Below are 25,318 nucleotides of genomic sequence, written 5' to 3' on the forward strand. Positions count from 1 at the left end.
TTTAGCTCTGTCCGGGCCGTCCGATGCTAGGATTTCGGAAACGCGGCGGTGAATTTTCCGTCGTTGTACTATGCCCCGGCCGGTCCGGTGAGGCCCGCAGGGCGGAAGCGTGGAATGCAACAGATTGGACAATCCTGAGATGACGGGGCCTGTGCCTGCAGCGGGGGAGAAGGCCGCCACGATCCTCAAGCTGCCAGAGGCCGAGGTCGACAACGCACGGTCCCCGCTGATCGCCGGCTTTATCGGTTCAGTGTTGATGATGGTCGGTTCCCTGGGAGTCGGTTGGCTTGCGCCCGTCTCGGAGTTGCGGCGGATGCCGCTCTTCATCTGGATGCGGACCGAGGCCATCGGTGTTGCGCTGTCCATCATCCTCCTGGCCGTCGGCGGCATGCTCCTGGTCCGCGCCTGGCTCAGGCTGGGCCAACGCGTCCGGATCTGGGGCCTGGCGGCGCGCAAAGCCACCCTTCAGGCGGTGGTGCTTTGGGGCCTGCCGATGATGTTCACAGTGCCGTTGTTCAGCCGGGATGTGTACGCCTACATCGGCCAGGGCAGGCTGATGGTGGAAGGCTTCAATCCCTACGAAAACGGCATTTCCGCGCTGTCCAACTATTTCCAGCTCGGCGCCGACAAGATGTGGACCGAGGCCCCGGTTCCATATGGCCAGCTGTTCCTGTGGATTGAGCAGTTTGTGGTCTGGTCCACCAACGTGCACCCGGAGGCCAGCGTGATGCTGTTCCGGCTGGCTGCTCTGGTGGGCATCGTGCTGTGCATCATCTACGTGCCCAAGCTGGCGGACCTCCATGGTGTCAACCCGCACCGGGCCCTCTGGCTCACGGCAGCCAATCCACTGTTCCTCACCAACTTCATTGCCAGCGTGCACAACGACGCCCTGATGATCGGGCTGGCCCTAGCTGGCCTGTACTACTGCGCCACCCGGCGTGTGGTGCTGGGCATCGTGCTGGTCACGCTGTCCATCTCGGTCAAGCCGATCACCATCGTCTTCCTGCCCTTCATCGGCCTGCTCTGGGCCGGCAAGGACGCCAGCTGGCCGCGGAAATTCCTGTACTGGGCACTCACTGCCGGCCTGAGCGTGGGGATTCTTTTTGCCATGAGCAGGGTCAACGGCTTCGGTTTTGGCTGGATTAATGGCCTCTCGGCTCCCGGCAGCATTTGGATCTGGTACGCGCCTATCGGGCTGATGGGCCTGGTGGTCGCTTCCATCGCCAACGCGTTCAGCCTCGACGGCTGGGGGCTTGCCAAATGGGTGTACGACGCCGGGAAGCTGCTGGCCGTGGGCATCGTCGCCTGGCAGATCTTCAAGGGAGACCACGACCGCCTCATGCGCCGGCTGACGTTGGCATTTGCCGCCATCGTCCTGCTGGCCCCCATGATCCAGTCCTGGTATGTGGTCTGGCTGATCCCGTTGTTCGCAGTTACAGGCATCCGGGACGACTGGCAGGTCAAGGCCCTCTACTTCATCGTGTCCTTCTTTATGGTCTATGCGATCTCGGACCAGCTGGAAGTCTTTCCGTACCTGCAGACGGAGGACCTCGGCCTTGCGCTCGCCCTGGCGCGCAACGCTGCCGCCGTTATCGCCCTGATGTTCGCGCTCTACCTGATTTTCCTGGACCCTCGCACCAAACAGCTCTTCAGCAAGTCGGACCAGCCGGTTACCTCACGCCCCGTCATCTGACGGGAGATTCCTGATCGCTTCCCGGCGGGACAGCGGACTAAGGCGTTCGTCGTGCTCGGCGACGAAAGTCCGGACCCATTCCGGATCGGTTTTGCCAAACTCGCGCAGTGCCCAGCCAATGGCCTTGCGGATGAAGAACTCTCGATCCGCGAGATTGGCTTCAATGACGTTCCTGAGTAGCCTGCGGTCAGTGTGGGCCTTGGCCTTGAGCTGGGCGGTGATGGAGGCCCGCCTGATCCAGAGGTCTTCGTCCCGGCTCCAGCCAAGCAGGATCTCAGTCATGGCCGGCCGGTGTGCTTGGAGCAGGGCGCAGATCCGGTCCGACACGCCGTCCACAAAGTCCCACCAGGCGCCGGTCCGGATGATTTCCTCATACACAGGGAGCATCGCCAGGTCCTTGGCTGCCATCTTCACACCGGTGAGGTCTATGGCCGCGTAGCGTTCCTCCCGCACCTTGGCGTCGCGCCAGAGCTCAAGCACCGTCGCTCGAAGCTGCTCGGGGGATTCGAAGGGGTGGGCAGCGGCTGCGGCCTTTGTCAGGCGCCTGACCTCCGGCACCCTGACGCCCAGCGATGGGATGGACGATTTCATATAGGCCTGCGCGCCCGCCCCGCGTTCGGCGTCGGCCTGCTCTTCCAAGGCCGCACTGATAGTGGCCAGCACCTCGCGGTTCACCATCCTGCAACTTTAGCGAGCCGGATCCTCACTGTGACGTAACAGGAGGCGAGAACGAACATGGATACAATAGGCTAGTTAGCGCTAACAACCAGCTGGAACGCAGAGGATCCATCATGTCGGGTACGGAACACAGCATCGCCTTCGGGTCCTACTCGGCCATCGTCACGGCCCGCGGCGGCGCGTTGCGTGAACTTCAGTACCAGGGTCGGCACCTGGTGGTTACCTTTGGGCCCGACGGCGGGATTCCCGACTACCGGGGCGTCATTTGCGCCCCCTGGCCCAACCGCCTCGCCGATGGCACCTACAGCTACGGTGACCGCTCCTTCCGGGCCGACATCAACGAACCGGAGCGCGGTACGGCACTCCACGGCCTGCTGACCGGAGCGGACTGGGACGTGCTGGAGCACTCGACGGATGCCATCACGCTCGCCGGCAACGTCCAGGCCAGTGCCGCGTATCCGTCCGGCCTTGAAGTCTGCGTCACCTACCGGCTCTCTGATGACGGCCTCCATTCCATGGTCCGGACGCGGAACACCGGCACCCAAACCGCGCCCTACGGATTGTGCCCCCACCCCTACCTCGTGGCCGGCACCTCGCCGCTGGACCACTGGACCATGGAGCTTCCCGCCCGGGAGTTCCTGGCTGTGTCTGCTGACCGGCTGCTGCCCGAAGGCATCCATCCGGTTGAAGGCCATGAGTTCGATTTCCGCACCCCCCGCCCTCTGGGCACCATCAAGATCGACCACGCCTTCACAGGGATCATCCGCGGGGAACATGGCCTCGCAGCTGTCCGCGTCCTTGATCCGGCGGGAACCGGTGTTGAGCTGGAGTGGGACGGAACCTGGCCCTGGGTCCAGGTCCACACTGCGGACAAGCCCAGCGGCAAGGACAGGCTGGGCCTTGCCGTGGAGCCCATGACCTGCCCGCCGGACGCGTTCAATTCAGGGACGGACCTGGTGCACCTGGCGCCCGGGGAGTCCCACGAGGCCGGCTGGACCATCAGGGCGCTCAGTTAGCCGGGCCTCCGCGAAGGTCCAGGCGCACCACGGCCCGCCCCGGGACGGCGGAGCTGACCGCCTGGAACCCTGCGCGCAGGAACAGGTTCAATGTGCCGTGATACAGGTCGGCAGCCGACGCCTTGGGCCTGAGGCCGCGGTCAACCGGATAGCCTTCCACCACGTCAGCACTATGGACCCGGGCGTGGTCGACGGCGGCGCCCAGCAGGGCATCCGCCACGCCGCTGCGGCGGTGGCCGGGAGCGACCACAAAGCAGGTCACGGACCACACGTGGCGTGGCGCGGGATCAGTGGCCACGGCATCGGCCCCGGTATCGGCCGGTGCTGATGCTTCCGCGAGCCGCAGGACCCGGGAACGGAGCACCCGCGGGTAGCACGTTCGCGGTTCAACCGCGCACCAGCCCACCGGCCGCCCCGCCCGGAAGGCGAGCACACCGGGGGCGGGGGACCCGGCGTCGAACTTTTCCCGCAGTTGCGCCTTGCGCGCGGCCGGTTCCAGCGCGGAGTACTCGGGACCGGTGAGCGCGAAGTACCGGCACCAGCAGCGCGACGGTTCACCGGGCAGGCTGAAGAGGCTCTCGACCTCGGCCCATTCTGCAGGTGCCGTGGTCAGGCCATGAACCGGCTCGTCTTCCATGCCTACAGGGTAGTCCGCCCGACGCGGCCTGCCACGAAATGATTAACGTGGCAAACGCATTCCCGCTACGCTGGGAGGCAATCCCACCCCGGCCCAGCAGTTGATCGGGCCGCCGCAACGGAAAGAATGCCAATGACCCTTGGACAGCAGACGGAACTGCCGGACTGGAACCGATCAGCGCTCACCCCTGGCCTATGTTCGGTGACGCTGCGGAACAGCAGCATTGCAGACGTTGCCCGGATAGCGGCCGAGGCCGGCCTGGCCGGAATCGAGTGGGGAACGGACGTGCATATCCGCGATGGCGCCTCCGCAGACGAAGCCCGCGAAGCTACCCTGGCCGCAGGCTTGGAGATCCTGTCCCTGGGCTCCTATTACCGTGCCGGCAGCTTCACCGATTTTGAAGCCGCAGTGGAACTGGCCGTTCGCCTGGGAGCGCCAAGAGTCCGGATCTGGGCGGGCGAACTCGGCTCGGCCGAATCCGACGGCGGTCTGCGGGCGGAAGTCGTCCGGGACACCCTGCGGATCGCGGACATCGCCGGCCGCCAGGGTCTGGACCTTGCCTTCGAGTACCACGGCGGCACGTTCACGGACACGCCCGAGTCCACGATCCAGTTGCTCCGGGACGTTGGCCGGGACAACGTGGGGACCTACTGGCAGCCCGCCGTCGGACTCTCCGACCAGGCCGCCCTGGCGAGCCTGCGCAAGGTGCTTCCGTTTGTTTCCGGCGTGCACTGCTTTTCGTGGTGGCCGCAGCAGGAGCGGCTACCCCTGAGTGGGCGCAAGCAGCTGTGGCAGTCAGTGGCCGATGCCGTGCGTGAGTCGGGCCGGCCAGTGGACATGATGCTTGAGTTCGTGGCGGAGGACCTCGCGGAGAACGTCAGCCATGATGCGGACTTCCTGAATCACATCGCCCTGGGCGAGGACTGAGTCCATCCCATCCGCGTCAGCCACGCCGCGCACAGCGACGTCCACTGGTCCGGTCCCGGATCCTCGGGAGCGAGTCCGAGGCCGTGCCGCCCATGCGGAAACACGTGCAGTTCGGCCGGCACGCCGGCGCTGACCAATGACCCGGTGTAGGCGAGGCTGTGATGGACCGGCACCGCCGCGTCGTCGGCCGTGTGCCACACAAATGCCGGGGGAGTAGTGGCAGTCACGTGGAGATCGGCGGAAACTTCCCGGAGCAGCGCTTCCGACGGCGACGTCCCGAGCAAATTGTCCACGCACCCCTGATGCACTTCGTCCGTGTAGGACACCACGGGATAGCACAGCACTGTCAGGTCCGGGACGGCAGCCTGGAGGTCGAGCGCTGCATCGCCGGTAGCCACCGCTGTTGACAGCGTGGCCGCCAGGTGGCCGCCAGCGGAGAAGCCGAGGACGCCCACCCGGGTGCCGTCCACGGCCAGGCCCATGCCTCCGGCGCGGATCTGCAGCAGCGCAGCTTTGGCATCCTCGAGGGGTGCCGGGTGGCGGTGCGGTGCAACCCGGTAACGGAGCACATAGGCGTGGATCCCCAGCGAGGCAAGCCACTCGGCAACCGGCTCAGCCTCATGGTCGGCCTGATGGCCGTAACCTCCGCCTGGAAGGACAAGGACGGCAGGCCGCGGCCCGTCGGTGCGGGCAGGGACAGCAGTGAGGGAGGCGGTCGCCACCTCAGGAGGCCATCTCGGTGCTGCGGCGAAGCGTCACGCGTCCGGTCACCGGAGACGGTTCTGCGGCGTCTTCGGCTGCGGCGGAGCCGGCGGCGCTGCGTGTGGCGATCCTGCCGATGTCCTCAAGCGGAAGGTGCACGGTGGACAAGGCCGGACGGAAATCGCGCAGCGTCTCGATGTCGTCGAAGCCGGCGATGGTGGCGTCGCGGGGGACGCGCAGGCCTTTGCTGCGGAGGGCGGCGGCAGCCCCAATTGCCATGACGTCGTTGACGGCGAAGATGCACAGCCCCGCGGCCGGACCCTGGTTCGCGTTCCCTTCGCCCCGTTGGCCGTCCCGGCCGGCAGCCTTGATCCGTTCGGCCAAGGTGATCCCGGCTTCGTACCCGCCGGCCCTGTTAAAGGAACTGCGCAGAATCTCCGCCGGAGGCCTGCCTGCGTCGGCAAGGCCCTTCTGGAAGCCGCGGATCCGGTCATCGGAGGTGAAGAGTCCTTCCGGGCCGCCGATGATCACGAAGTGGTCATCCTGCCGGGAGGCGGCAAGCTCGGAGGCAAGGCTTGCGGCGAGCTCCTCGTTGGGCACTTCCACCACGTGGTAGCCCTCCGTCACCTCGGCCCCTACTACCGGGTGGCCCACCACTGCCACCTGGCCGCCGTTGCGGCAATACCTGTCCAGCTCCGCGGCCAGATCGGCGTTGCCTTTGGTGTCCTCGGCGCGGGAGGAACGGGAACCGGCGATCACGATTGAATCGGCCCGGCGCGCGGCGAAGGCGGCGACAGCCTCTTTTTCGTCCGCGGGTGCGCCGGCAGTAGTAGCGAGCAGGACCATGCGGCCCTGCTCCCGGGCGGCTTCCTGGACGCCCCGGGCGATCGCGGCAAAATAGGGATCCGCGATGTCGTGCACGATCAGTCCGATGAGGCCGGAGCTTGACTTGGCCAGGCCTTGGGCTTGAGCGTTGGGAATGTAGCCAAGGGAGTCCGCCGCCTGCCGCACGCGGTCGGCGATGTCCTGCCCCGGTTTCCGGGCCGAACCGTTGAGCACTCGGGAGGCTGTAGCAGGTGAGACCCCAGCCAGCCGGGCCACCTCGGTGAGGGTACTTGCAGCCACGGGATCTCCTTTTCAGACGGTATTTCGCGCGGGACTCAGTCGCCAATGGCGTTGAGCACATTATGGCAGTTTTAGGGACTTACCGGAAAGCGCTTGCCAATTCCGTGTCGCGGGGTGCAGAATAGTGGCAGTGGGAATGCGCTTTCCCAAACAGCTTGAGTAACAATGCTCACTCACCGTGGAGGACACATGGGCTTCGAAACAAAGACGATCCGTATCGCCATGAACGGCATCACCGGCCGGATGGGTTACCGCCAGCATCTGCTGCGTTCCATCCTCCCCATCCGTGATGCGGGAGGCTTCACGCTGGAGGACGGCACCAAAGTCCAGATCGAACCGATCCTGGTAGGCCGCAACGAAGCCAAGATCCGCGAACTCGCGGAACTGCACAAAGTGGCGGAGTGGACCACGGACCTCGATTCCGTGATCAACGACCCCACCGTGGACATCGTCTTCGACGCTTCCATGACCAGCCTCCGCGCGGCCACCCTGAAGAAAGCCATGCTGGCCGGAAAGCACATCTTCACCGAGAAGCCCACGGCAGAGACCCTCGAGGAGGCCATCGAACTGGCGCGCATCGGCAAGGAAGCCGGGGTCACCGCCGGCGTCGTGCATGACAAGCTGTACCTGCCCGGCCTAGTCAAGCTGCGCCGCCTGGTGGACGAAGGCTTCTTCGGCCGCATCCTCTCCATCCGTGGCGAATTCGGTTACTGGGTCTTCGAAGGCGATGTGCAGGCTGCCCAGCGCCCGTCGTGGAACTACCGCAAGGAAGACGGCGGTGGAATGACCACGGACATGTTCTGCCACTGGAACTACGTCCTCGAAGGCATTATTGGCAAGGTCAAGAGTGTCAACGCCAAGACCGCCACGCACATCCCGGCCCGCTGGGACGAGGCAGGGAAGGAATACAAGGCCACCGCGGACGACGCCTCCTACGGCATCTTCGAACTCGAAACCCCGGGCGGCGACGAAGTCATCGGCCAGATCAACTCCTCGTGGGCCGTTCGTGTCTACCGTGACGAACTGGTCGAATTCCAGATTGACGGCACACACGGCTCCGCGGTTGCCGGTTTGAACAAGTGTGTTGCCCAGCAGCGCGCCCACACCCCCAAGCCGGTCTGGAACCCGGACCTGCCTGTCACGGAATCCTTCCGGGACCAGTGGCAGGAAGTTCCCGCCAACGCCGAACTGGACAACGGCTTCAAACTGCAGTGGGAAGAATTCCTCCGCGACGTCGTCGCCGGCCGCGAACACCGCTTCGGCCTGCTCTCCGCCGCCCGTGGCGTGCAGCTCGCCGAGCTGGGCCTGCAGTCCAACGACGAACGCCGCACCATCGACATCCCGGAGATCACGCTCTGATGACTTCCCTGATCCTTCCCTCCAACGACGGCGGAACCAGGGAGTACCGCCTCCAGGGCGGTGCATCCTGGGCCCGCCCCGCCGCCCCGCTCACAGCCCGGCGCGCCTACGCAGCGGCGCATGTGATTCCAGAGGTCCTGGCAGACAACACACCGGGCGCCCCGGCACGCCTGGACTGGGACGCCACCATGGCGTACCGGCACGAACTCTGGTCCTATGGCCTGGGCGTTGCCGATGCCATGGACACCGCGCAGCGCGGCATGGGCCTTGACTGGGCCGCCACCCAGCAGCTCATCAAGCGCACGGGTGTGGAGGCCGCGTCGGTGGTCTCTGCCGGCAACGCCGCGACCGCCGGCAAAACCGTGCGGGACCTCGTCTCCTGCGGCGCTGGCACCGACCAGCTGGACATAGCCACCCTGCCCACGGGCGAGGCTGGACTGGCAGCCGTCCTCGAGGCTTACCGCGAGCAGATCGCCGTCGTCAGTGAAGCCGGACCCAAGGTCATCCTGATGGCCTCCCGGGCATTGGCCCGCGTTGCCGCCGGTCCGGAAGACTACCTGAAGGTGTACTCCACCCTGCTCCAGGAAGTGGACCAGCCTGTCATCCTGCACTGGCTCGGAACCATGTTCGATCCCGCCTTGGCCGGCTACTGGGGCTCGGACGACGTCGCCCAGGCTACCGAGACGTTCCTTTCGCTGATCCGCGACAACGCCGACAAGGTGGACGGCGTCAAGGTGTCCCTGCTGGACGCAAGCCACGAAGTTGCCCTCCGCGCGGTCCTGCCCGAAGGCGTCCGCCTGTACACCGGCGACGACTTCAACTACCCGGAACTGATCGACGGCGACGGCACACACCACTCGGACGCCCTGCTGGGCATCTTCGCGGCAATCTACCCCGCGGCTTCCGTTGCGCTGCAGCACTACGACGCCGGCAACGCTGCGGAGGCGCGGGCCATCCTCGACTCCACACGCGAACTTGGCAAGCACATCTTCAGCGCCCCCACGTTCTACTACAAGACCGGGATCGCGTTCATGTCCTGGCTCAACGGCAAGCAGCCAGGCTTCCAGATGGTGGGTGGGCTGCACTCCGGCCGTTCCGTGGTGCACCTGGCCAAAACCTTCGAGCTGGCGGATCAAGCGGGGCTGCTGAAGGACCCGGCCCTCGCCGCGTTCCGGATGTCCGACTACCTGCGCATCAACGGGGTGGGAGTATGAGCGACTTCTCACGCCTGTCCCTGAACAGTGCCACCACCAAGAAATGGACGCTGGCCGAGGCTGTGGAGGGCTGCGTCCGCGCCGGAATCCCCGCGATCGGGCCCTGGCGTGACCGCGTGGAAGAAGCAGGGCTGGACAAGGCCGCAAAACTTATCAAGGACGCCGGCCTCCGGGTCTCCTCGCTCTGCCGAGGCGGCTTCCTGACCGCTGCCGACGCCGACGGCCAGGCCGCCGCGCTGGCGGACAACCGCGCGGCGATCCTCGAGGCAGTGGCGCTGGACACACGGGAACTCTTCCTGGTGGTCGGCGGACTGGCGCCGGGGGAGAAAGACGTGGTGGCTGCCCGCCAGCGCGTGGCAGACCGCCTTGCCGATCTTGTCCCGTTCGCCTCCGAGAACGGCATCCGGCTCGTACTCGAACCCCTGCATCCGATGTACGCCGCGGACCGTGCGCTGATCTCCACGCTCGGGCAGGCCCTTGACCTCGCGGCGCCGTTTGACACAAAGGATGTGGGCGTCGCCGTCGACACGTTCCACGTCTGGTGGGACCCGGAACTTAAGGCACAGATTGAACGCGCAGGCCGGGAGGACCGCATCGCTTCCTACCAGGTGTGCGACTTCAACATGCCCATTGCGGCGGATCCATTGCTGTCCCGGGGCTTCATGGGCGACGGCGTGATCGACTTCGCCACCATCGGCACCTGGGTCCGGGACGCCGGATACACGGGTGATATCGAGGTTGAAATCTTTAATCAGGACATCTGGGACGCTGACGGCGACGCCGTCCTGGAGACCATCAAGGCACGCTACGCGGAACTCGTGTTGCCGTACGCCTGACCTGATCCAGACCGCGGGCGCCTGCTACGTCACGGCAGGCGCCTGCGCCCCACTGCGAAGGACCTGCACCGCCGTCACGGTGCAGGTCCTTCGCTTTGCCCTGGCTTCGGATCCGGGGATCTGCCGCGGGTTCAGCCCAAGTAGGCGGCGGCGTGCCTGCGGTACCTGGCCAGCACGCCGCCGTCGGACGGTTCTGCCGGCAATTCCGTACCGCTGAGGGTCCACTCAGGGAAGGCCCCGGCCAGCACGGCGGCTGCCTGGCGCGCGGCGCCGTCGGCCACGTACTCGCCGGGGGTCGGAACAAAGCCAGGAAGGCCGAGCAGCTGGCTGGCCGCCAGCTGCACAGCAGGCGACTGCGCACCGCCGCCCACCAGAATGACACGCTGCGCGTCCACCCCTTGCGACAGGAGGGCCGCCAGGCCGTCGGCGAGGGAACAAACCACGCCTTCGACGGCGGCGCGCGCCAGGTTCGCGGGGGTGTAATTCGTCCGGGTGATGCCGTGCAGTGATCCTGCCGCCTCCGGCAGGTTGGGTGTCCGCTCCCCGTCGAAGTAGGGGACCAGGGTAAGGCCTCCGGCCCCCGCGGCAGCCGACAGGGCAAGGTCGTTGAATTCCTCGAGGCTGACATCGAGCAACGCGGCAGTGGCGTCGAAGACCCGGGTTGCGTTGAGCGTGCAGGCGAGCGGCAGGTAGTTGCCCGTGGCGTCCGCAAATCCTGCAACAAGCCCCGATGCATCGGCAGCCGGCGTCGTTGACACGGCGAACACGGTTCCGGACGTGCCAAGTGAAAGCACGACGTCGCCCACGCCCGCTCCGACGCCCAGCGCGGCGGCGGCGTTGTCCCCGGCACCCGGTCCGATGAGGGCCCCTTCCGGAGTTTTCCCTGCGATGTCCAACGGACCGACGACGGCGGGAAGGCGCGGGACGCGGCCAAGGGACTTTTCGAGGGCGTCGGGAAGGTACGCGCCGGAGGAGGCTGAGTAGTAGCCGGTGCCCGAAGCGTCTGAGCGGTCGGTGCGGAGTGCGGCCAGGCCCGCCTCGCCGCTGCCGGGACCGAAGCCAGCCAAGCGCCAGGAGAGCCAGTCGTGCGGCAGGCACACAGCGGCAACCCGTTCAGCGTTCGCCGGCTCGTTCTCTGCGAGCCACCGCAGCTTGGTGACGGTCAGGGAGGCAACCGGTACAGTTCCCGTGGCGCGCGACCAGTAGCGGGCACCGGCTGCGGAGTCGCCGTCGCCGGCCTCCCGGATCATTTCGAGGGCGGCGGGAGCACTCCTGGTGTCGTTCCACAGCAGTGCCGGCCTGATGACCTCTCCGGCACTGTCGAGGCAAACCATGCCGTGCTGCTGTCCGCCGACGGAGATGGCGCTGACGTCCGCGAGCCCGCCTGCCTGGGTGATTGCGGCCTGCAGGGCGTTCCACCAATGATCGGGGTGGACTTCGGTTCCGTCGGGGTGGCTGGCACGGCCCTGGCGCACCAGCTCGCCGGTGTCCGCGTCGCGGATCACTACTTTGCAGGACTGGGTGGAGCTGTCGATTCCGGCAACGAGGGCCATGAGGTTCCTTCTGATGCGCCGGCACCGCCGGATCATGTCCTGATCCGGCGGCGCCGTGGTGCTGGTGGTAGGGTGCCTGCGGCTTAGCGTGCGTTGAGCAGGTGCTCGATGGCCAGCTGGTTGAGCCGCACGAAGGCGAAGGACCGCTCTGCGGCGGCGTCGGCGTCGAATTCCGCGAAGGCGGACGCGTCAGCGAGCAGGTCCGCGGTGGTCTCACCGGCGGCGAGGGTCGGTTCGCCGAGCTCGAATACACCGGAGGCCTTGAGCGCTTCCTGGACTTCAGGGTCTGCACGGAAGGCGAGCGCGCGTTCCTTGAGCAGGAGGTACATGGACATGTTGGACTTCGCGGACTCCCAAACGCCGTCGTAACCATCGGTACGGGAGGGCTTGTAGTCAAAGTGGCGCGGTCCGTCGTACGTGGGGCCGCCGTTGGGGAAGCCGTTCTCGAGCAGGTCCACGGTGAAGAACGCGCTGGTGAGGTCGCCATGGCCGAAGACGAGGTCCTGGTCGTACTTGATGCCGCGCTGGCCGTTGAGGTCGATGTGGAAGAGCTTGCCGGCCCAGAGGGCCTGCGCGATGCCGTGGGTGAAGTTAAGGCCTGCCATCTGCTCGTGTCCGGTCTCGGGGTTGAGGCCCACGATGTCGCCGTGCTCGAGCTGGGCGATGAAGGCCAGCCCGTGGCCCACGGTGGGCAGGAAGATGTCGCCGCGGGGCTCGTTGGGCTTGGGCTCCAGGGCGATCCGCAGGCCATAGCCCTTGTCCTTGATGTAGGCGGCGGCGGTGTCGACGCCTTCCTTCATGCGGTCCAACGCGGCGGACAGGTCCTTTGAGCCGTCGTATTCGCTGCCTTCGCGGCCGCCCCACATAACGAACGTTTCGGCGCCCAGCTCGGCTGCGAGGTCGATGTTCTGCAGGACTTTGCTGAGGGCGAACCGGCGGACGGAGCGGTCATTGGAGGTGAAGCCGCCGTCCTTGAACACCGGGTGGCTGAACAGGTTGGTGGTCACCATGGGGGTTTTGAGGCCGGTCTCGGCCAGGGCAGCCTTGAAGTTCTTGAGGATCAGTTCGCGCTCTGAGGCCGTCGCATCGAACGGGACGAGGTCGTTGTCGTGGAACGTGATGCCATAGGCGCCGAGTTCGCTGAGTTTGTGGACCGCTTCCACGGGGTCCAGGGGCTTCCTGGTGGCGACGCCGAAAGGGTCTGCTCCGGTCCAGCCGACGGTCCAGAGGCCGAAGGTGAACTTGTCGCCGGGTGTGGGCGTGAGAGTCATGATGCGTCCTTGCATTTGGGGGAACCGTGGAACCCGAGAGTTAGTTTATCGCTTGAACTATATAGGCGGGGATGAGCTAAGGTCAATAGGATGAGGCTGCCCAAGGGCATGAACTTCGAGAAGGAGGCCGCATGGCCAGTTCAGCGCCGGCTGCCGGCACCCCGGAGGCCGGGACACCGGGAAGCATGGGTGACGTCCGCCGCGGCAACCTGGCCCTGGTGCTGGGGCGCATAGCGCTGTCGGGGGCGGGCACGCACCTGACCCGGGCCCAGATTGCCGCCGCCACGGGCCTCACCAAGGCCTCCGTCTCGAGCCTGGTGCTGGACCTCCTGGACGCCGGCATCGTGAGGGAAATCGGGCTGAATCCGCAGGGGGAGCGCGGACGTCCGGGCGTCGGGCTGGAGCTGAATCCCGCAAGAGGCGTGATGGGCATGGAAATCAATGTCGACTACATTTCCGCGGGAGTGACGGACCTGGCAGGAAACCTGTTGCTCCAGGAAACGCGCGAGCAGGACAATCGCCGTGCCACGCCCGATTCGGTGTCCGCGGGCTTGGCGGACCTGGCGGCCGGGCTGCGGGACACGGCGGAAGCCCAAGGGGTCCGCGTCCTCGGCGGCGGCCTGGCCGTCCCGGGGCTCGTTGATGCCAAAACCGGAACGGTCATCACGGCTCCAAACCTCGGGTGGAATTCCGCGACCCTGGATTTAGGTGTGGTGTTGCCGGACGTGCCGCTGGGAACCACGCTATTCAATGAGGCCAACGCCGCAGCCCTTGCCGAGCTGCGCTACAGGCCAGCAGGGGACGCGGACTTCCTGTTTGTCTCCGGCGAAGTGGGCGTGGGCGGCGGGCTGGTGATCGGCTCCGAACTGTTCACTGGACCCCACGGGCATGCTGGGGAGTTGGGGCACGTTGTCGTCCAGCCCGAGGGAACGCTGTGTTCGTGCGGTGGCACGGGCTGCCTGGAAACGGTGGCGGGCCAGGACGCGATCTTTGTTGCCGCGGGAATTCCCACGCAGCCGGGGCCCGGACCGGCCGCTTCGGGTCTAACGGCTGGTCCATCCGGATATGGCCCCGCCCGATCCGAGAGCCTGGCGCAGTTGCTCACGGCGCTCGCCGCCCGTGACGTGGACGCACTAGCTGCCGTTGCGCGCGCCGGTCATTACCTGGGCGTGGCAGTGGCGTCCACGGTCCGGCTGCTTAATATCCCGTCAGTGGTCCTGGGTGGCCACTTCGCTATCTTGGGCGAGTGGATCAGGCCCGCACTAGCGGAAAGCCTGGCTCGATACGCCCCTGGAAAAGTCCCGGCCGGGAACATCAGCCTGTCCGCCGTGGGCCAGGCCGGAGCGCTGCTGGGTGCTGCCGGCAGCGTGGTCCGTTCCCTGGTTGAGGCCCCACACCGGCTCCAGGATCAGGCTCCTTAGGCGAGTGCTTGCCCGGTCTGGCCGTCATTCTGGGGTCGCTGGAGTGGTTCGCCAATTACCGGCACAGCAGATCGCTTAGTTCTGGTCGGGCTTCTTCCTTATTCGAAACCATGGTTTTGACGGCATGAAGAATCAGAACAGGGAAATCAAGGCAAGCATGCACAGACCGAGGAGCGATGGCTTGGTTACGAGCAGTATGGCTCGGCATTGTCCGTTCTGCTGCAGGCCTTGGGATTCCGGCGTTCATGATGGCTGTCTGCACAAAGCAAGCGGCCCTGACCAGCGGAAAGTACCGCAGATCAGGACCGCTTTTCTTAGTGCCCCAGGAGGGAATCGAACCCCCGACCGGCGGATTAGAAGGCCGCTGCTCTATCCCCTGAGCTACTGGGGCACGTGGTGTCCGGAGCCTGTATTCCGGGCGCATCAAAAGTTTACATGCCCCCGGCTGCTGCGACGCTCACGCAGGCACCCGTCCTCCACAGCGCCTTTCTTGGAAGCGTTGTGCACATACGCAAAATTGCCCCTCGCGGGAGCATGGAGTCCACGCGAAGCTGGTTTTGCCCGGTTGGGCACCACCTTCGAGACAGGACTTCATCATGAGCGACATCATCACCATCCGGGGCTTTGTGGCCACGGACGTCACCACGTCGACCACCACCACCGGCGTTGGGACGGCCTCATTCCGGCTTGGATCCCCCTCCCGTCATTTCGACAAAACTTCGGGCACATGGGTCGAGGACCACATGAATTGGTTCACGGTCCAGGGCTACCGCCAACTGGCCGGCAATATGGGCTGCAGCATCAAGAAGGGCCAGCGGGTCATCGTCGTTGGCCGGTTGAAGCTGGCGAGCTGGGAACGGGACGGACGGGTCTTCCACACTGCTGAAATAAACGCCGACGCCGTGGGCCACGATCTGAAGTGGGGCTCTGCTAACTACATCCGGAACCCGAAGAACGAGCTGCCGGACTCTGAGGTGGCTAACCGGACCGGCGGGGACGGCTATGACGGGACAGGAGGGGACCCTGAGCCTGATGACTACACGGAGGAAGACGGAATCCCGAAGGACGTCACCATCCAGGACACCAATGGCGACTACGTCACCCTGGACACCGAAACGGGCGAGCTCGCAGGGGCCGCGACCTAAGGGCACTCGCTTCATGCCACGCCGGGCGGCCGCTCCACGGCCCGCCACGCCGCAACAACCCCGCGTTGCGGCGTGGCAGAATGGCGGCATGACGAGCACGACGAATCACCGGCCGAACCATCAAGAAGCTCCCCGGCCGGGATTTCCGTCATCATCCGGCGCTTCCTCCCGCAAGGTTCTCATCGCGGTTGTCGCCTGCCTTGCCGGTGCCGCAGCACTGACGGCTTGCACCGGGACATCCACAGCCGACCCGAGTGCCACGATGCCGGTGGGTACCACGGCGCCTGCCGCTGCCCAGGCAACCCGCCCGGCAGCGGAAGAACACCCTGCCACATCCACGCTGAAGCAGACCCTTGCCGACGCCCTGAACCGCCTGGCCGCCAGCACTCCAAAGCCCGCCACGGCCCAGGTAACGGATGCACTTGCCGGTGAGGGTATCCCGGAGGCGGCCCTGGAGGTTTCCCAAAGCCGCACACCCACCGGGCTTGATGCCGACGCCATCGAAGCGGCTGTCCTGCAGGGCGCGGACTGCGTTATCGGGCAAATCCGCGACGGCAGCGTCACAGTCACGGTGCTGCCGGTGCTGGCGAGCGGCAAATGCTTTGTAGGGGCTCCCGCCTGACGGACGAATGTGAGTTATCCCCGCCAACCCACTAGATTTGGAACCATGGCGGAATTTATCTACACAATGACCAAGGCCCGTAAGGCCGTTGGCGAAAAACTTATTCTCGACGACGTAAGCATGTCCTTCTTCCCGGGCGCCAAGATTGGTGTTGTTGGCCCGAACGGTGCCGGTAAGTCCACCATTCTTAAGATCATGGCCGGACTGGACACGCCGTCGAACGGCGAAGCGCGGCTCAGCCCTGGCTACACGGTGGGGATCCTGCTCCAGGAACCGCCCCTGAACGAAGAAAAGACCGTCCTCGGCAACGTCCAGGAAGGCGTGGGCGAGATCTACGGCAAGATTCAGCGCTTCAATGAGATCTCCGAGGAAATGGCCAGCCCCGACGCTGACTACGACACCCTCCTCGAAGAGATGGGCCACCTGCAGGAGGCCATTGACTCGGCCGATGCCTGGGACCTGGACTCCCAGCTGGAGCAGGCCATGGACGCACTCCGCTGCCCGCCCGCCGATGCTGACGTCACGCTCCTTTCCGGTGGTGAACGCCGCCGCGTGGCCCTGTGCAAGCTCCTCCTGCAGAAGCCTGACCTGTTGCTGCTCGACGAGCCCACCAACCACCTGGACGCCGAGAGCGTGCTGTGGCTTGAACAGCACCTGTCCAACTACGCCGGCGCCGTCCTGGCCGTCACCCACGACCGGTACTTCCTGGACCACGTTGCAGAGTGGATCGCCGAGGTTGACCGGGGCCACCTCTACCCGTATGAGGGCAACTACTCCACGTACCTGGAGAAGAAGCGCGCCCGCCTTGAAGTCCAGGGCAAGAAGGACGCCAAGCAGGCTAAGCGCCTCACCGAAGAACTTGAGTGGGTCCGCTCCAACGCCAAGGGCCGGCAGACCAAGTCCAAGGCCCGCCTGGCCCGCTACGAGGAAATGGCCGCCGAGGCGGACCGTACCCGGAAGCTTGACTTCGAAGAGATCCAGATCCCGCCAGGACCGCGACTGGGCGGATTGGTCCTGGAAGCCAAGAACCTGCAGAAGGGCTTCGACGACCGCACGCTGATCGACGGACTCTCGTTCAGCCTTCCCCGCAATGGGATCGTCGGCGTCATTGGCCCCAACGGTGTGGGCAAGTCCACGTTGTTCAAGACCATCGTGGGCCTGGAGCCGCTCGACGGCGGCGAGCTGAAGATCGGTGACTCCGTCAAGATCTCCTACGCGGACCAGAGCCGCGGAGGCATCGACCCCAACAAAACCCTGTGGGAGGTCGTCTCTGACGGCTTGGACTACATCCAGGTGGGCCACGTGGAAATGCCGTCCCGCGCCTACGTCGCCGCGTTCGGCTTCAAGGGCCCGGACCAGCAGAAGAAGGCCGGCGTACTCTCCGGCGGTGAGCGCAACAGGCTGAACCTGGCACTGACGCTCAAGCAGGGCGGAAACCTGCTGCTCCTTGACGAACCCACCAACGACCTCGACGTTGAAACCCTCAGCAGCCTGGAGAACGCGCTGCTGGAATTCCCCGGCTGCGCCGTGGTGGTTTCGCACGACCGCTGGTTCCTGGACCGGGTTGCCACCCACATCCTTGCCTACGAAGGCGACGAGGAAAACCCCTCCAAGTGGTACTGGTTCGAGGGCAACTTCGAATCCTACGAAGAGAACAAAGTGGAGCGCCTGGGTCCGGACGCCGCGAAGCCGCACCGGGTCACGCACCGCCGCCTCACCCGCGACTGAACAACCGCGCGCTGACGACACGAAGCGGAAAGGCCGGCACCCCGCAGGGTGCCGGCCTTTCCTCGTTAAGTGAAAGTCAGTGAGAGGCGAAGCGAGCTAGTCGCGCCCGGCCTTGCGGATCTGGTGCTCCAGGACTTTGGACTGGAAAGCCCCCACCACCTTGTTCTTGAGGTCGGTGGGAACCCGGACCATCCCCTCCTGCGCCACGGATGCCACGTGCTGGCCGGCCCGGTTGAAGATCTTGCCCGTGGCCAGCCCCCGGGCGCCCTGGGCGCTGGGGGATTCCTGGACATAGAGCAGCCACTCGTCCACGCGGGCCGGGCGGTGCCACCACATAGCGTGGTCCAGGCTGGCCACGTTCATGCCGGGGGTGATCCAGCTGAGCCCGTGCCGGCGGAGAATGGACTCCAGCAGTGTGTAGTCGCTGGCGTAGGCCAAAGCGGCTCGGTGAAGGTTGGCGTTGTCGGGCATCGGTCCAAACGTCTTCATCCACACGGCATTCCGCGCTTCCCGCTTGCCCTTGGCAGACACATACAGGGGCGGATCCACGTGGCGGATGTCGAATGGCCGCTCGTAGGCCCAGTGCCGGGCCACCGGGTGGTCGAACTTGCCCAGGAGGTCGGCTGTGCTCGGCAGCGATTCGGGATCCGGGATTCCTTTGGGCATGGCTGATTCGTGCTCGATGCCTTCATCCTCGCCTTGGAAGGACGCGATCATCGACAGGATGGGCACACCCTCCTGGTAGGCATGGACCCGGCGTGCGGAGAACGAGCGGCCATCGCGCAGGCGCTGGACGCCAAAGGTGATGGTTTTGTTGGCATCGCCTGGCCGCAGGAAGTAGCCGTGCATGGAATGGACGTGGCGCTCAGGGTCCACTGTCCGGGTAGCGGCGATAAGGGACTGGGCCAGGACCTGGCCGCCGAAGACCCGCTGGTGCGGCTGCTGCTGTGAAGGCCCCAGGAAAATGTCCTCGTCGGTGCGGGCCCCCTCCAGTTCTCCCAGGTCCAGGAGCTTGATCAGTGATGTGGTGGGGTCACCGCTGGGCGGGGCCAGCAATCCGGCGTCGGCTTCAGTCATGGTTCGACTCTAGACGCCACCCCGGCACCGCTCAAACAACGTACAGCCGGTAGTGTTCTTAGTGTGTCTGATCTACTCACCCAGTCCTTCCGCTTCGCCGATCCGCGTGATCTCGCCGACCTGCGTACCTTCGCCACGCGCGCCAAGACGATCGACGACGGCGCCATTCGGCTTCAGGCAGCAGGATCAGTCCTGGCGGCGTACGTCTGCGTGCTGAGGCCTAGGCTGCTGGGCGAACCAACCCCCACCATCCTGGGTTTGCGCACCATGGGGCTCGCTGAACGTTCCGAAACTGATGTCACAGTCCCGCTTTCTGCGGTCCTGGATCGTCTCGCCAGGGCAGGGGAGGGCGACGTCGAGCTGCCGGTTCCGCCGTCCACCGTCACCGAATCCTGGACCGGAGTCGGCGCCCCCAGGACAGGCTGGGAACTGATCCGGTCCGTACCGGATGCTGAACTGCGCCAGGCCGCCGAAGCCGGCATCGCCGAAGTTGCCGGCATCGTGCCGGACAAGCCGGGCGCCTTGATCGTCAATAATGCCCGGGCCGCAGTCTGGGGCCGGCCCCTGGACGATTCGGGGCTTCCGGCTGGAGCCGCGTTTGCCGCGCTGACGCTGGGGTTCCTTGGCGAGGGTGACCAGAAGCTCTACCGCACTGGCCGTTGGTTCCGCCTTACCGGCGCCCGCGGGCACGTCCTTGCGCGCACCGGGAGCGGACTGGGCTAGGCCCGGCTTGGCAACAGGTCCGGCTTACACACAGCCCGGCCTACCAACAGTCCGGCCTGGATCAGCCCGGACGCGGGCTCAGCTGTCCGACGGGCTGTTCACCATAGACAGTGCCGCACGCTCCATGTAGTCCCACAGCGTGCCTTCGTACAAGGGCGGCAGCCCCAACGAGTCCACGGCCGCGCGCATGTGGAAGAGCCAACGGTCCTTCGCCTCGGGCGTGACCCGAAAGGGCATGTGCCGCATCCGCAGCCGGGGGTGGCCGCGTTCCTCGCCATACGTGGTGGGGCCACCCCAGTACTGCTCCAGGAACATCAGGAAACGGCGCTTGGCCGGCGCAAGGTCCTCTTCCGGATACATCGGACGCAACAGCGGGTCGGTAGCCACGCCGTCGTAGAAGACATCGATGAGGCGAACAAACGTTTCATGGCCGCCCACGGCATCGTAGAAGTTGTCCGTGTAGCCCGGCTGGCTGAAAGGGTCGTTCTGCATCAGTTGGCGCGGCTGCTGCGACTCGGCGGGTGTGCTCATGTCCCTATTCTCCGGCTTTCTGGTCAGTCTTTTTAGTCTCGGTGTTGGTGGCAGGCTCGTGCAGTGCAGTTTCCGGGCCGGCGGCGGGCGCATCAGGCACCGGCGCGTAGTTGCCTTGGGAACGGTTGCCGACCCGGAGGATTTCGCCGTTGCGCAGGTACCAGATGGCGCCGTCCTCGGACCGGACCCGGGTGATGCGCAGGCCCATGGATTCCACAACCCCCACCACCTCGCTGGTTTCGATGATGTCGCCGATGCCGTACTGGTCCTCGATGGTGATGAAGATGCCGGCCAGGAAATCCCGGATCAGCTGCTGGGCGCCGAAGCCAATGGCCACACCCAGGATTCCCACGCTTGTCAGCAGCGGGGCGATGTTGATGTCCAGGTTCTGGAGCACGTACATGCTGGTGATGACGGCCACCAGCACGCCTACGATGCTGTTGAGCAGCGATCCGATGGTTTCCGCGCGCTGGACGCGGCGCTCATGATCCAAGGCTCGGATCGCCGGGGCCACCCACTTGAAGTGGGCCTTCTTGAAGAAGTTGCTCCCGGAAGCCACCCGCCTGCTGATCCGCGAAATCACGAAGGTTGCCACCAACCAGATAGCTACGCCGACGCCCAGGCTGATGACAATGCCGGTGACGCTGACGCCGTCGGGCTCGGAGGCGAGGGAAGGGGTGATCGACAACGTGCTGAACATAAACGGTAAAACTCCTTGGGGGTCTCCGGCGGGGGCCGGGATGGTGCTCGCCGGCGCTCGGGTTTCGCCCGGCGCGGAAGGCTCTGTTCTCTTTCAACCCTAGCGCCGTAGCGTGGACCCATGCGCATCCTTGTATTGGGCGGAACTGCCTTCCTGTCCGCAGAAATAGTCCGGCAAGCAGTGGCTGCGGGGCATGATGTTACGTGCCTGGCCCGCGGTTCGGCGGCTCAACCGCCGGAGGGCGCTCAATGGTTGAGGGCGGACCGTTCACTGGGCGCGAACGCTTATGACGGGGCCACCGGAGTTTGGGACGAAGTCATTGACGTGGCCCGCGATACCGTCCAGGCGACGGACGCTCTGGACGCACTGGCAGACAGAGCCGGCCACTGGACGTTTGTGTCCAGCTGTTCGGTCTACGCCGACCATTCGACCCCGGGAGAGACGGAGGACGCTGCCCTCCTGCCTCCCCTGCCCGCCGGTACGGTATCCGCCCCCGAAAACTACGGGGAGTCGAAGTCGGCCATCGAGCAGGCAACCTTGGCAGCGGCCGCAGCCAAGGCGCATCTCTGTCGGGCCGGACTCATCAGCGGTCCCGGCGACACAACGGACCGCTACGGCTACTGGCCGGCGAGGTTCGCCCGGGACAATGGACCCGTCGTCGTCCCCGACATACCCGGCCACGCCACCCAGGTCATCGACGTCCGCGACCTGGCCCTATGGATTCTCCACGCCGCGGAGAAGGGTGTCACGGGCGCACTGAACGCCTTGGGGGACCAGGTGCCCTTCTCCGACTACCTTGAGGGCTCGAAAGCCGCCGCCGGCTACCAGGGCGAGGTCCTAACGGCGCCGGAGGACTGGCTCGTGGACCATGGAGTCGATTATTGGGCCGGGCCTGATTCCCTCCCGCTGTGGCTGCCGCCGGGCCACGACGGCTTCTGCACTCGCAGCAACATGGCTGCCCGCGCCGCCGGACTGACGACGCGCCCCTGGCAGGAGACGGTGGCGGACACCCTCGAGGACGAGCGCCGCCGCGGACTGAACCGCCGCCGCAAGGCCGGGCTTGCCCCCGCCACGGAAGCCCGGCTCGTGGAGGAGCTCCGCCGAAGCGTATGAATCCCGCCCGCCCAACTGAGTAGCAGCAGATGTTGTTCTGAGCCCTCAAAACGACATCTGCTGCTACTCAGTTGGGGTTAGGCCGTCAGGGTCACGGGATCGTGGTGCACGGGGAAATTGACGCTCCGGGCAATGAAGCAGACCTGGTTGGCTTCGTGGTGCATTTGCTCCGCCAGAGCCACGTGGGCCGGGTCCGCCAGCGTCACCCTCGGGTGCAGGGTCACTGACTCAAACTGCCCGCTGCCGTCCCGGTTCAAACGCATCGTGCCCGTGGCTTCGTCCCGGTAGTCCGTAACAATGACGCCGTGCCGTACCGCCACGTGCAGGAAGGACAGCATGTGGCACTGGGCGAGAGCGGCGAGGAGAAGTTGCTCGGGGTTGTAGCGTGACCTGTCGCCATGGAACGTCGGGTCAGCGGAGCCCGGGAGCACCGGCAGCCCCGGAATCAGGACGTCGTGGTCCCGAGAGTAGCCCCGGTAGGACGACGTTCCCTCCCCAAGGTTGCCGGTCCACTGCACGGTCAGTTCATAGTGGTGCTCACCCAGGCTCATGCCGCACGCCTAGGCATCGCCGGGAAGGACGTCGGCCGCACGGGCGCGCAGTGCCCGGGCAACGCCGTCGCGGTTTTCCAGCATCATCCGCCGCAACGCGGCGCTTTCTGCCGGGAGGGCGGCCAGGAAGCCGTCAGTCCGGTCGATGGTGGCCTGGGTGGTCAGCAGGGCCGGGTAGAGCCCGACGACGATCTGCTGGGCCAGTGCGTGGGTGCGGGTGGCCACGATCCCAGGAACCGCCTCGAAGTACTTTTCCGCGTACGGTTCCAGCAGGGACCGGTCCAGGACCCGGGTGAACCCGGTCACTGCAGAGCCCTGCAGTGCGTTGGACAGTTCGCCCTTGACCACGATCGATTCCCACGCGGCCGCCTTGGCCTCGGGCGTGGGGATCGCGGCCTTGGCCAGGGCCGCCGCGTTCTGCCCACTGGCGGTGTTGTCCCGTTCCAGTTCGGCGTTGATGTCCTCCGTGCCGAGGCGGCCGCCGGCTACCAGGGATGCCAGGAGCTCCCACCGGAGGTCCTGGTCCACGGCCAGCCCGTCCAGGGTTGTTGCGCCGGACAGAAGGCCGGCAACGGTATCCAGCTGCCCGGTGCTGCGGGCCAGGAGGGCAAAAGACTTCACGAACTGCAGCTGGGCGTCGGATCCGCCCGGCACAGTGTTGGCGAGTTCCCACAGCGTGTCCACCGCTGCCACAGCAGTGGCCTCGCGGTGCTGCTCAGCGACATAGAAGCTCAGCGTGGTGGCCAGCTGGCGCAGCTGGACCAGGATCACCGAGGAATCCGATTCCGCGGCGACGTTGGCCAGGATCAGGTCCACGTAGCGGCGTGCCGGAGTCTCGCCGTCGCGCGCCGCATCCCAGGCGGAATTCCACACCAGGGTGCGCGGGAGGCTCTCGCTGAAGTCCTTCAGGTGTGCCGTGGCCGTCGCCAGGGACTTTTCGTCCAGCCGAACCTTGGCGTAGGCGAGGTCGTCGTCGTTGACCAGGATCAGGTCCGGCTGCGCCAGTCCGGCCAGGGCCGGCACCTCGGTGCGCCCGCCGTCGACGTCGAGTTCCTCCCGGTGCACGCGCTCGAGCTTGCCGGCGCTGTTGAGGTTGTAGAAGCCAACGGCAAGGCGGTGTGGACGGATGGTGGGCCAGTCCTCAACGGCCGACTGGACTATCGCGAAGGAGGTGAGGTTCCCGTCGCCGTCCACCTCCAGCTCGGGCTTGAGCGTGTTGACGCCGGCCGTTTCCAGCCACAGCTGGCCCCAGCGGTCGAGATCGCGGCCGCTGGCTTTCTCCAGCTCCACCATGAGGTCGCTGAGCTCGGTGTTCTGCCAGGCGTGCTTGCTGAAGTACTCCCGCACGCCCGCCATGAACTGCTCCGGACCGACCCAGGCAACCAGCTGGCGCAGCACGGAGGCGCCCTTGGCGTAGGTAATGCCGTCGAAGTTGACCTCGACATCCTGCAGGTTGTTGATCTCGGCGAAGATCGGGTGCGTGGTGGGCAGCTGGTCCTGGCGGTAGGCCCAGGACTTCTCCACGGAGGCGAAGGTGGTCCACGCACTGGTGAAGGACGTATTCTCCACGGCGGCGAGGTGGGACATGTATTCGGCGAAGGATTCGTTGAGCCAGAGGTCGTTCCACCAGCGCATGGTCACCAAATCGCCGAACCACATGTGCGCGAGCTCATGCAGCACCGTGATGGCCCGGCGTTCGATCTGCGCGCCGGTGACTTTGCTACGGAAGACGTACCCTTCGAGGATGGTGACCGCGCCTGCGTTTTCCATGGCCCCCGCGTTGAACTCGGGCACAAACAGCTGGTCGTACTTCTCGAACGGGTACGGGCAGCCGAACTGGGCCTCGAAGAATTCAAAGCCTTGCCGGGTCAGCTCAAAGATGTTTTCGGCATCGAGGTATTGCATCAGTGATTTTCGGGCAAAGACGCCCAGCGGGATGACCCGTCCGTCAGAGCTGGCCACCTCACTCCGGACCGACTGGTAGGGGCCTGCGATCAGCGCGGTGACGTAGGAAGAAAGCCTGGGCGTCGGTGCGAAGGACCAGACGGAGCGCGCCCCGCCGTTGTCCCCGGGAGTGGTTTCCTGCGGCGCGGGGGTGGGGGAGTTGGAAATAACGTCCCAGTGGGACGGTGCGGTGACGTTGAAGGTAAACGTGCCCTTGAGGTCCGGCTGCTCAAAGACGGCAAACATGCGGCGCGAATCGGGCACCTCGAACTGGGTGTACAGGTAAACCTCGCCGTCCACCGGATCCACGAACCGGTGCAGGCCTTCGCCAGTATTCATGTACGGGGCGTCGGCAACCACCGTAAGCTCGTTGGTGGCCGCCAGATCCGGCAACTGGATCCGGATGCCGTCGGAGACGGTGCCGGGGTCCAGGGCACGCCCGTTGAGCGTGACGCTGTGGACCGTGTGGGTAATGGCGTCGATAAACGTGGAGGAACCCGGTTCGGCTTCGAACTTTACTGTTGTGGTGCTCCCGAAGACCTTCTCGCCCCTGGTCAGGTCCAGGCTGACCGCGTAGGAATCGACAGTGATCAGTTCGGCGCGCTCGCGGGCTTCGGTGCGCGTCAGGTTAATACCTGGCAAGGGGGCCTCCAGAAGGGTTGCTGTTGCCGGCGGGTGATGGCCTGCGCCGGGCACTGTGAAGTCATTCTTTCATTTCTTGGGCGGTTGGCAAGTTACCGCGATCACATCCG

The 25,318-nt window shown here is 65.7% G+C and carries 23 protein-coding genes and 1 tRNA gene; 12 read left to right on the plus strand and 12 right to left on the minus strand.

The window, feature by feature from the left end; translation table 11 throughout:
• Positions 1–139 precede the first annotated feature (139 nt).
• Positions 140–1,693, plus strand: a complete 1,554-nt coding sequence (gene mptB, locus ACLKOZ_RS05880) for a polyprenol phosphomannose-dependent alpha 1,6 mannosyltransferase MptB (RefSeq protein ID WP_337352399.1) — start codon at positions 140–142, stop codon at positions 1,691–1,693.
• On the opposite strand, the gene ACLKOZ_RS05885 is transcribed toward mptB, so the two are convergent.
• A complete protein-coding gene (locus ACLKOZ_RS05885) occupies positions 1,676–2,371 on the minus strand; it encodes a DNA alkylation repair protein (protein ID WP_436473549.1) in 696 nt (231 codons plus the stop codon). The two genes, mptB and ACLKOZ_RS05885, sit on opposite strands and share 18 nt — an antisense overlap.
• A 113-nt stretch (positions 2,372–2,484) precedes the next feature.
• On the opposite strand from ACLKOZ_RS05885, the gene ACLKOZ_RS05890 reads away from it, so the two are divergent.
• On the plus strand, positions 2,485–3,387 hold the full coding sequence (locus ACLKOZ_RS05890; protein ID WP_436473551.1) for an aldose 1-epimerase family protein: 903 nt from the start codon (positions 2,485–2,487) through the stop codon (positions 3,385–3,387).
• Here ACLKOZ_RS05890 and ACLKOZ_RS05895 read toward each other — a convergent pair.
• Entirely contained in the window at positions 3,380–4,024 is a 645-nt protein-coding gene (locus tag ACLKOZ_RS05895; protein WP_436473553.1) for an N-acetyltransferase family protein, read from the minus strand. The genes ACLKOZ_RS05890 and ACLKOZ_RS05895 overlap by 8 nt on opposite strands.
• Before the next feature lie 132 nt (positions 4,025–4,156).
• Here ACLKOZ_RS05895 and ACLKOZ_RS05900 point away from each other — a divergent pair, with 132 nt between their 5' ends.
• Positions 4,157–4,951, plus strand: a complete 795-nt coding sequence (locus ACLKOZ_RS05900) for a sugar phosphate isomerase/epimerase family protein (RefSeq protein WP_436473555.1) — start codon at positions 4,157–4,159, stop codon at positions 4,949–4,951.
• Here ACLKOZ_RS05900 and ACLKOZ_RS05905 read toward each other — a convergent pair.
• Both ACLKOZ_RS05905 and ACLKOZ_RS05910 read right to left on the minus strand, forming a co-directional pair.
• Positions 4,927–5,673, minus strand: a complete 747-nt coding sequence (locus tag ACLKOZ_RS05905) for an alpha/beta hydrolase (protein ID WP_436473557.1) — start codon at positions 5,671–5,673, stop codon at positions 4,927–4,929. The genes ACLKOZ_RS05900 and ACLKOZ_RS05905 overlap by 25 nt on opposite strands.
• A gap of 1 nt (position 5,674) precedes the next feature.
• Entirely contained in the window at positions 5,675–6,778 is a 1,104-nt protein-coding gene (locus ACLKOZ_RS05910; RefSeq protein ID WP_436473559.1) for a LacI family DNA-binding transcriptional regulator, read from the minus strand.
• 189 nt (positions 6,779–6,967) lie between these two features.
• Between ACLKOZ_RS05910 and ACLKOZ_RS05915 the strand changes: the two genes are divergently transcribed.
• Genes ACLKOZ_RS05915 through ACLKOZ_RS05925 form a run of 3 tightly spaced genes read left to right on the plus strand, consistent with a single transcriptional unit; the run spans position 6,968 to position 10,187 of the window.
• Entirely contained in the window at positions 6,968–8,137 is a 1,170-nt protein-coding gene (locus tag ACLKOZ_RS05915; RefSeq protein WP_436473561.1) for a Gfo/Idh/MocA family protein, read from the plus strand.
• Positions 8,137–9,351: a dihydrodipicolinate synthase family protein gene (locus ACLKOZ_RS05920; RefSeq protein WP_337352391.1), complete on the plus strand. Its 1,215-nt coding sequence runs from the start codon at positions 8,137–8,139 to the stop codon at positions 9,349–9,351. The genes ACLKOZ_RS05915 and ACLKOZ_RS05920 overlap by 1 nt, the downstream gene beginning before the upstream one ends.
• Positions 9,348–10,187 carry a sugar phosphate isomerase/epimerase family protein gene (locus ACLKOZ_RS05925; RefSeq protein WP_436473563.1) on the plus strand — a complete coding sequence of 280 codons (840 nt, stop codon included), beginning with the start codon at positions 9,348–9,350 and terminating at the stop codon, positions 10,185–10,187. Before ACLKOZ_RS05920 ends, ACLKOZ_RS05925 begins: the two co-directional genes overlap by 4 nt.
• A gap of 131 nt (positions 10,188–10,318) precedes the next feature.
• On the opposite strand, the gene ACLKOZ_RS05930 is transcribed toward ACLKOZ_RS05925, so the two are convergent.
• Together ACLKOZ_RS05930 and xylA are read right to left on the minus strand one after the other, a co-directional pair.
• On the minus strand, positions 10,319–11,740 hold the full coding sequence (locus ACLKOZ_RS05930) for an FGGY family carbohydrate kinase (RefSeq protein ID WP_436473565.1): 1,422 nt from the start codon (positions 11,738–11,740) through the stop codon (positions 10,319–10,321).
• Between the two features lie 83 nt (positions 11,741–11,823).
• A complete protein-coding gene (gene xylA / locus ACLKOZ_RS05935; RefSeq protein WP_436473567.1) occupies positions 11,824–13,011 on the minus strand; it encodes a xylose isomerase in 1,188 nt (395 codons plus the stop codon).
• A gap of 131 nt (positions 13,012–13,142) precedes the next feature.
• Here xylA and ACLKOZ_RS05940 point away from each other — a divergent pair, with 131 nt between their 5' ends.
• Positions 13,143–14,432 (plus strand): ROK family protein, encoded by a 1,290-nt coding sequence (locus tag ACLKOZ_RS05940; RefSeq protein ID WP_436473569.1) that lies wholly within the window; start codon positions 13,143–13,145, stop codon positions 14,430–14,432.
• Positions 14,433–14,750: 318 nt separating this feature from the next.
• Here ACLKOZ_RS05940 and ACLKOZ_RS05945 read toward each other — a convergent pair.
• Positions 14,751–14,823 (minus strand) — tRNA-Arg (locus ACLKOZ_RS05945).
• A 205-nt stretch (positions 14,824–15,028) separates the two neighbouring features.
• Between ACLKOZ_RS05945 and ACLKOZ_RS05950 the strand changes: the two genes are divergently transcribed.
• The 3 genes from ACLKOZ_RS05950 (at position 15,029) to ettA (ending at position 17,927) form a co-directional block, all read left to right on the plus strand.
• Positions 15,029–15,577 (plus strand): single-stranded DNA-binding protein, encoded by a 549-nt coding sequence (locus ACLKOZ_RS05950; RefSeq protein ID WP_436473571.1) that lies wholly within the window; start codon positions 15,029–15,031, stop codon positions 15,575–15,577.
• Positions 15,578–15,665: 88 nt separating this feature from the next.
• Positions 15,666–16,199 (plus strand): DUF6993 domain-containing protein, encoded by a 534-nt coding sequence (locus ACLKOZ_RS05955; RefSeq protein WP_436473573.1) that lies wholly within the window; start codon positions 15,666–15,668, stop codon positions 16,197–16,199.
• Positions 16,200–16,244: 45 nt separating this feature from the next.
• Complete coding sequence (gene ettA, locus ACLKOZ_RS05960) at positions 16,245–17,927, plus strand: energy-dependent translational throttle protein EttA (RefSeq protein WP_337349033.1); 1,683 nt, start codon at positions 16,245–16,247, stop codon at positions 17,925–17,927.
• A gap of 96 nt (positions 17,928–18,023) precedes the next feature.
• On the opposite strand, the gene ACLKOZ_RS05965 is transcribed toward ettA, so the two are convergent.
• Positions 18,024–19,004, minus strand: coding sequence for an acyl-CoA thioesterase (locus tag ACLKOZ_RS05965; protein ID WP_337352339.1), 981 nt, complete (start codon positions 19,002–19,004; stop codon positions 18,024–18,026).
• A gap of 63 nt (positions 19,005–19,067) precedes the next feature.
• Here ACLKOZ_RS05965 and ACLKOZ_RS05970 point away from each other — a divergent pair, with 63 nt between their 5' ends.
• A complete protein-coding gene (locus ACLKOZ_RS05970; protein ID WP_436473576.1) occupies positions 19,068–19,727 on the plus strand; it encodes a hypothetical protein in 660 nt (219 codons plus the stop codon).
• Between the two features lie 78 nt (positions 19,728–19,805).
• Here ACLKOZ_RS05970 and ACLKOZ_RS05975 read toward each other — a convergent pair whose 3' ends face one another.
• Positions 19,806–20,258, minus strand: a complete 453-nt coding sequence (locus ACLKOZ_RS05975) for a globin (RefSeq protein WP_436473578.1) — start codon at positions 20,256–20,258, stop codon at positions 19,806–19,808.
• A 4-nt stretch (positions 20,259–20,262) separates the two neighbouring features.
• On the minus strand, positions 20,263–20,958 hold the full coding sequence (locus ACLKOZ_RS05980) for a mechanosensitive ion channel family protein (RefSeq protein WP_436473580.1): 696 nt from the start codon (positions 20,956–20,958) through the stop codon (positions 20,263–20,265).
• A gap of 120 nt (positions 20,959–21,078) precedes the next feature.
• Here ACLKOZ_RS05980 and ACLKOZ_RS05985 point away from each other — a divergent pair, with 120 nt between their 5' ends.
• Positions 21,079–22,071, plus strand: coding sequence for an NAD-dependent epimerase/dehydratase family protein (locus tag ACLKOZ_RS05985; RefSeq protein WP_436473583.1), 993 nt, complete (start codon positions 21,079–21,081; stop codon positions 22,069–22,071).
• 77 nt (positions 22,072–22,148) lie between these two features.
• On the opposite strand, the gene ACLKOZ_RS05990 is transcribed toward ACLKOZ_RS05985, so the two are convergent.
• Both ACLKOZ_RS05990 and pepN read right to left on the minus strand, forming a co-directional pair.
• Positions 22,149–22,622: an OsmC family protein gene (locus ACLKOZ_RS05990; protein ID WP_436473585.1), complete on the minus strand. Its 474-nt coding sequence runs from the start codon at positions 22,620–22,622 to the stop codon at positions 22,149–22,151.
• A 9-nt stretch (positions 22,623–22,631) separates the two neighbouring features.
• Positions 22,632–25,208 (minus strand): aminopeptidase N, encoded by a 2,577-nt coding sequence (pepN, locus tag ACLKOZ_RS05995; RefSeq protein WP_436473587.1) that lies wholly within the window; start codon positions 25,206–25,208, stop codon positions 22,632–22,634.
• Positions 25,209–25,318: the final 110 nt, after the last annotated feature.

Origin of the sequence: Arthrobacter sp. R4 (genome assembly GCF_051365025.1) — a bacterium.
GTDB lineage: Bacteria > Actinomycetota > Actinomycetes > Actinomycetales > Micrococcaceae > Arthrobacter.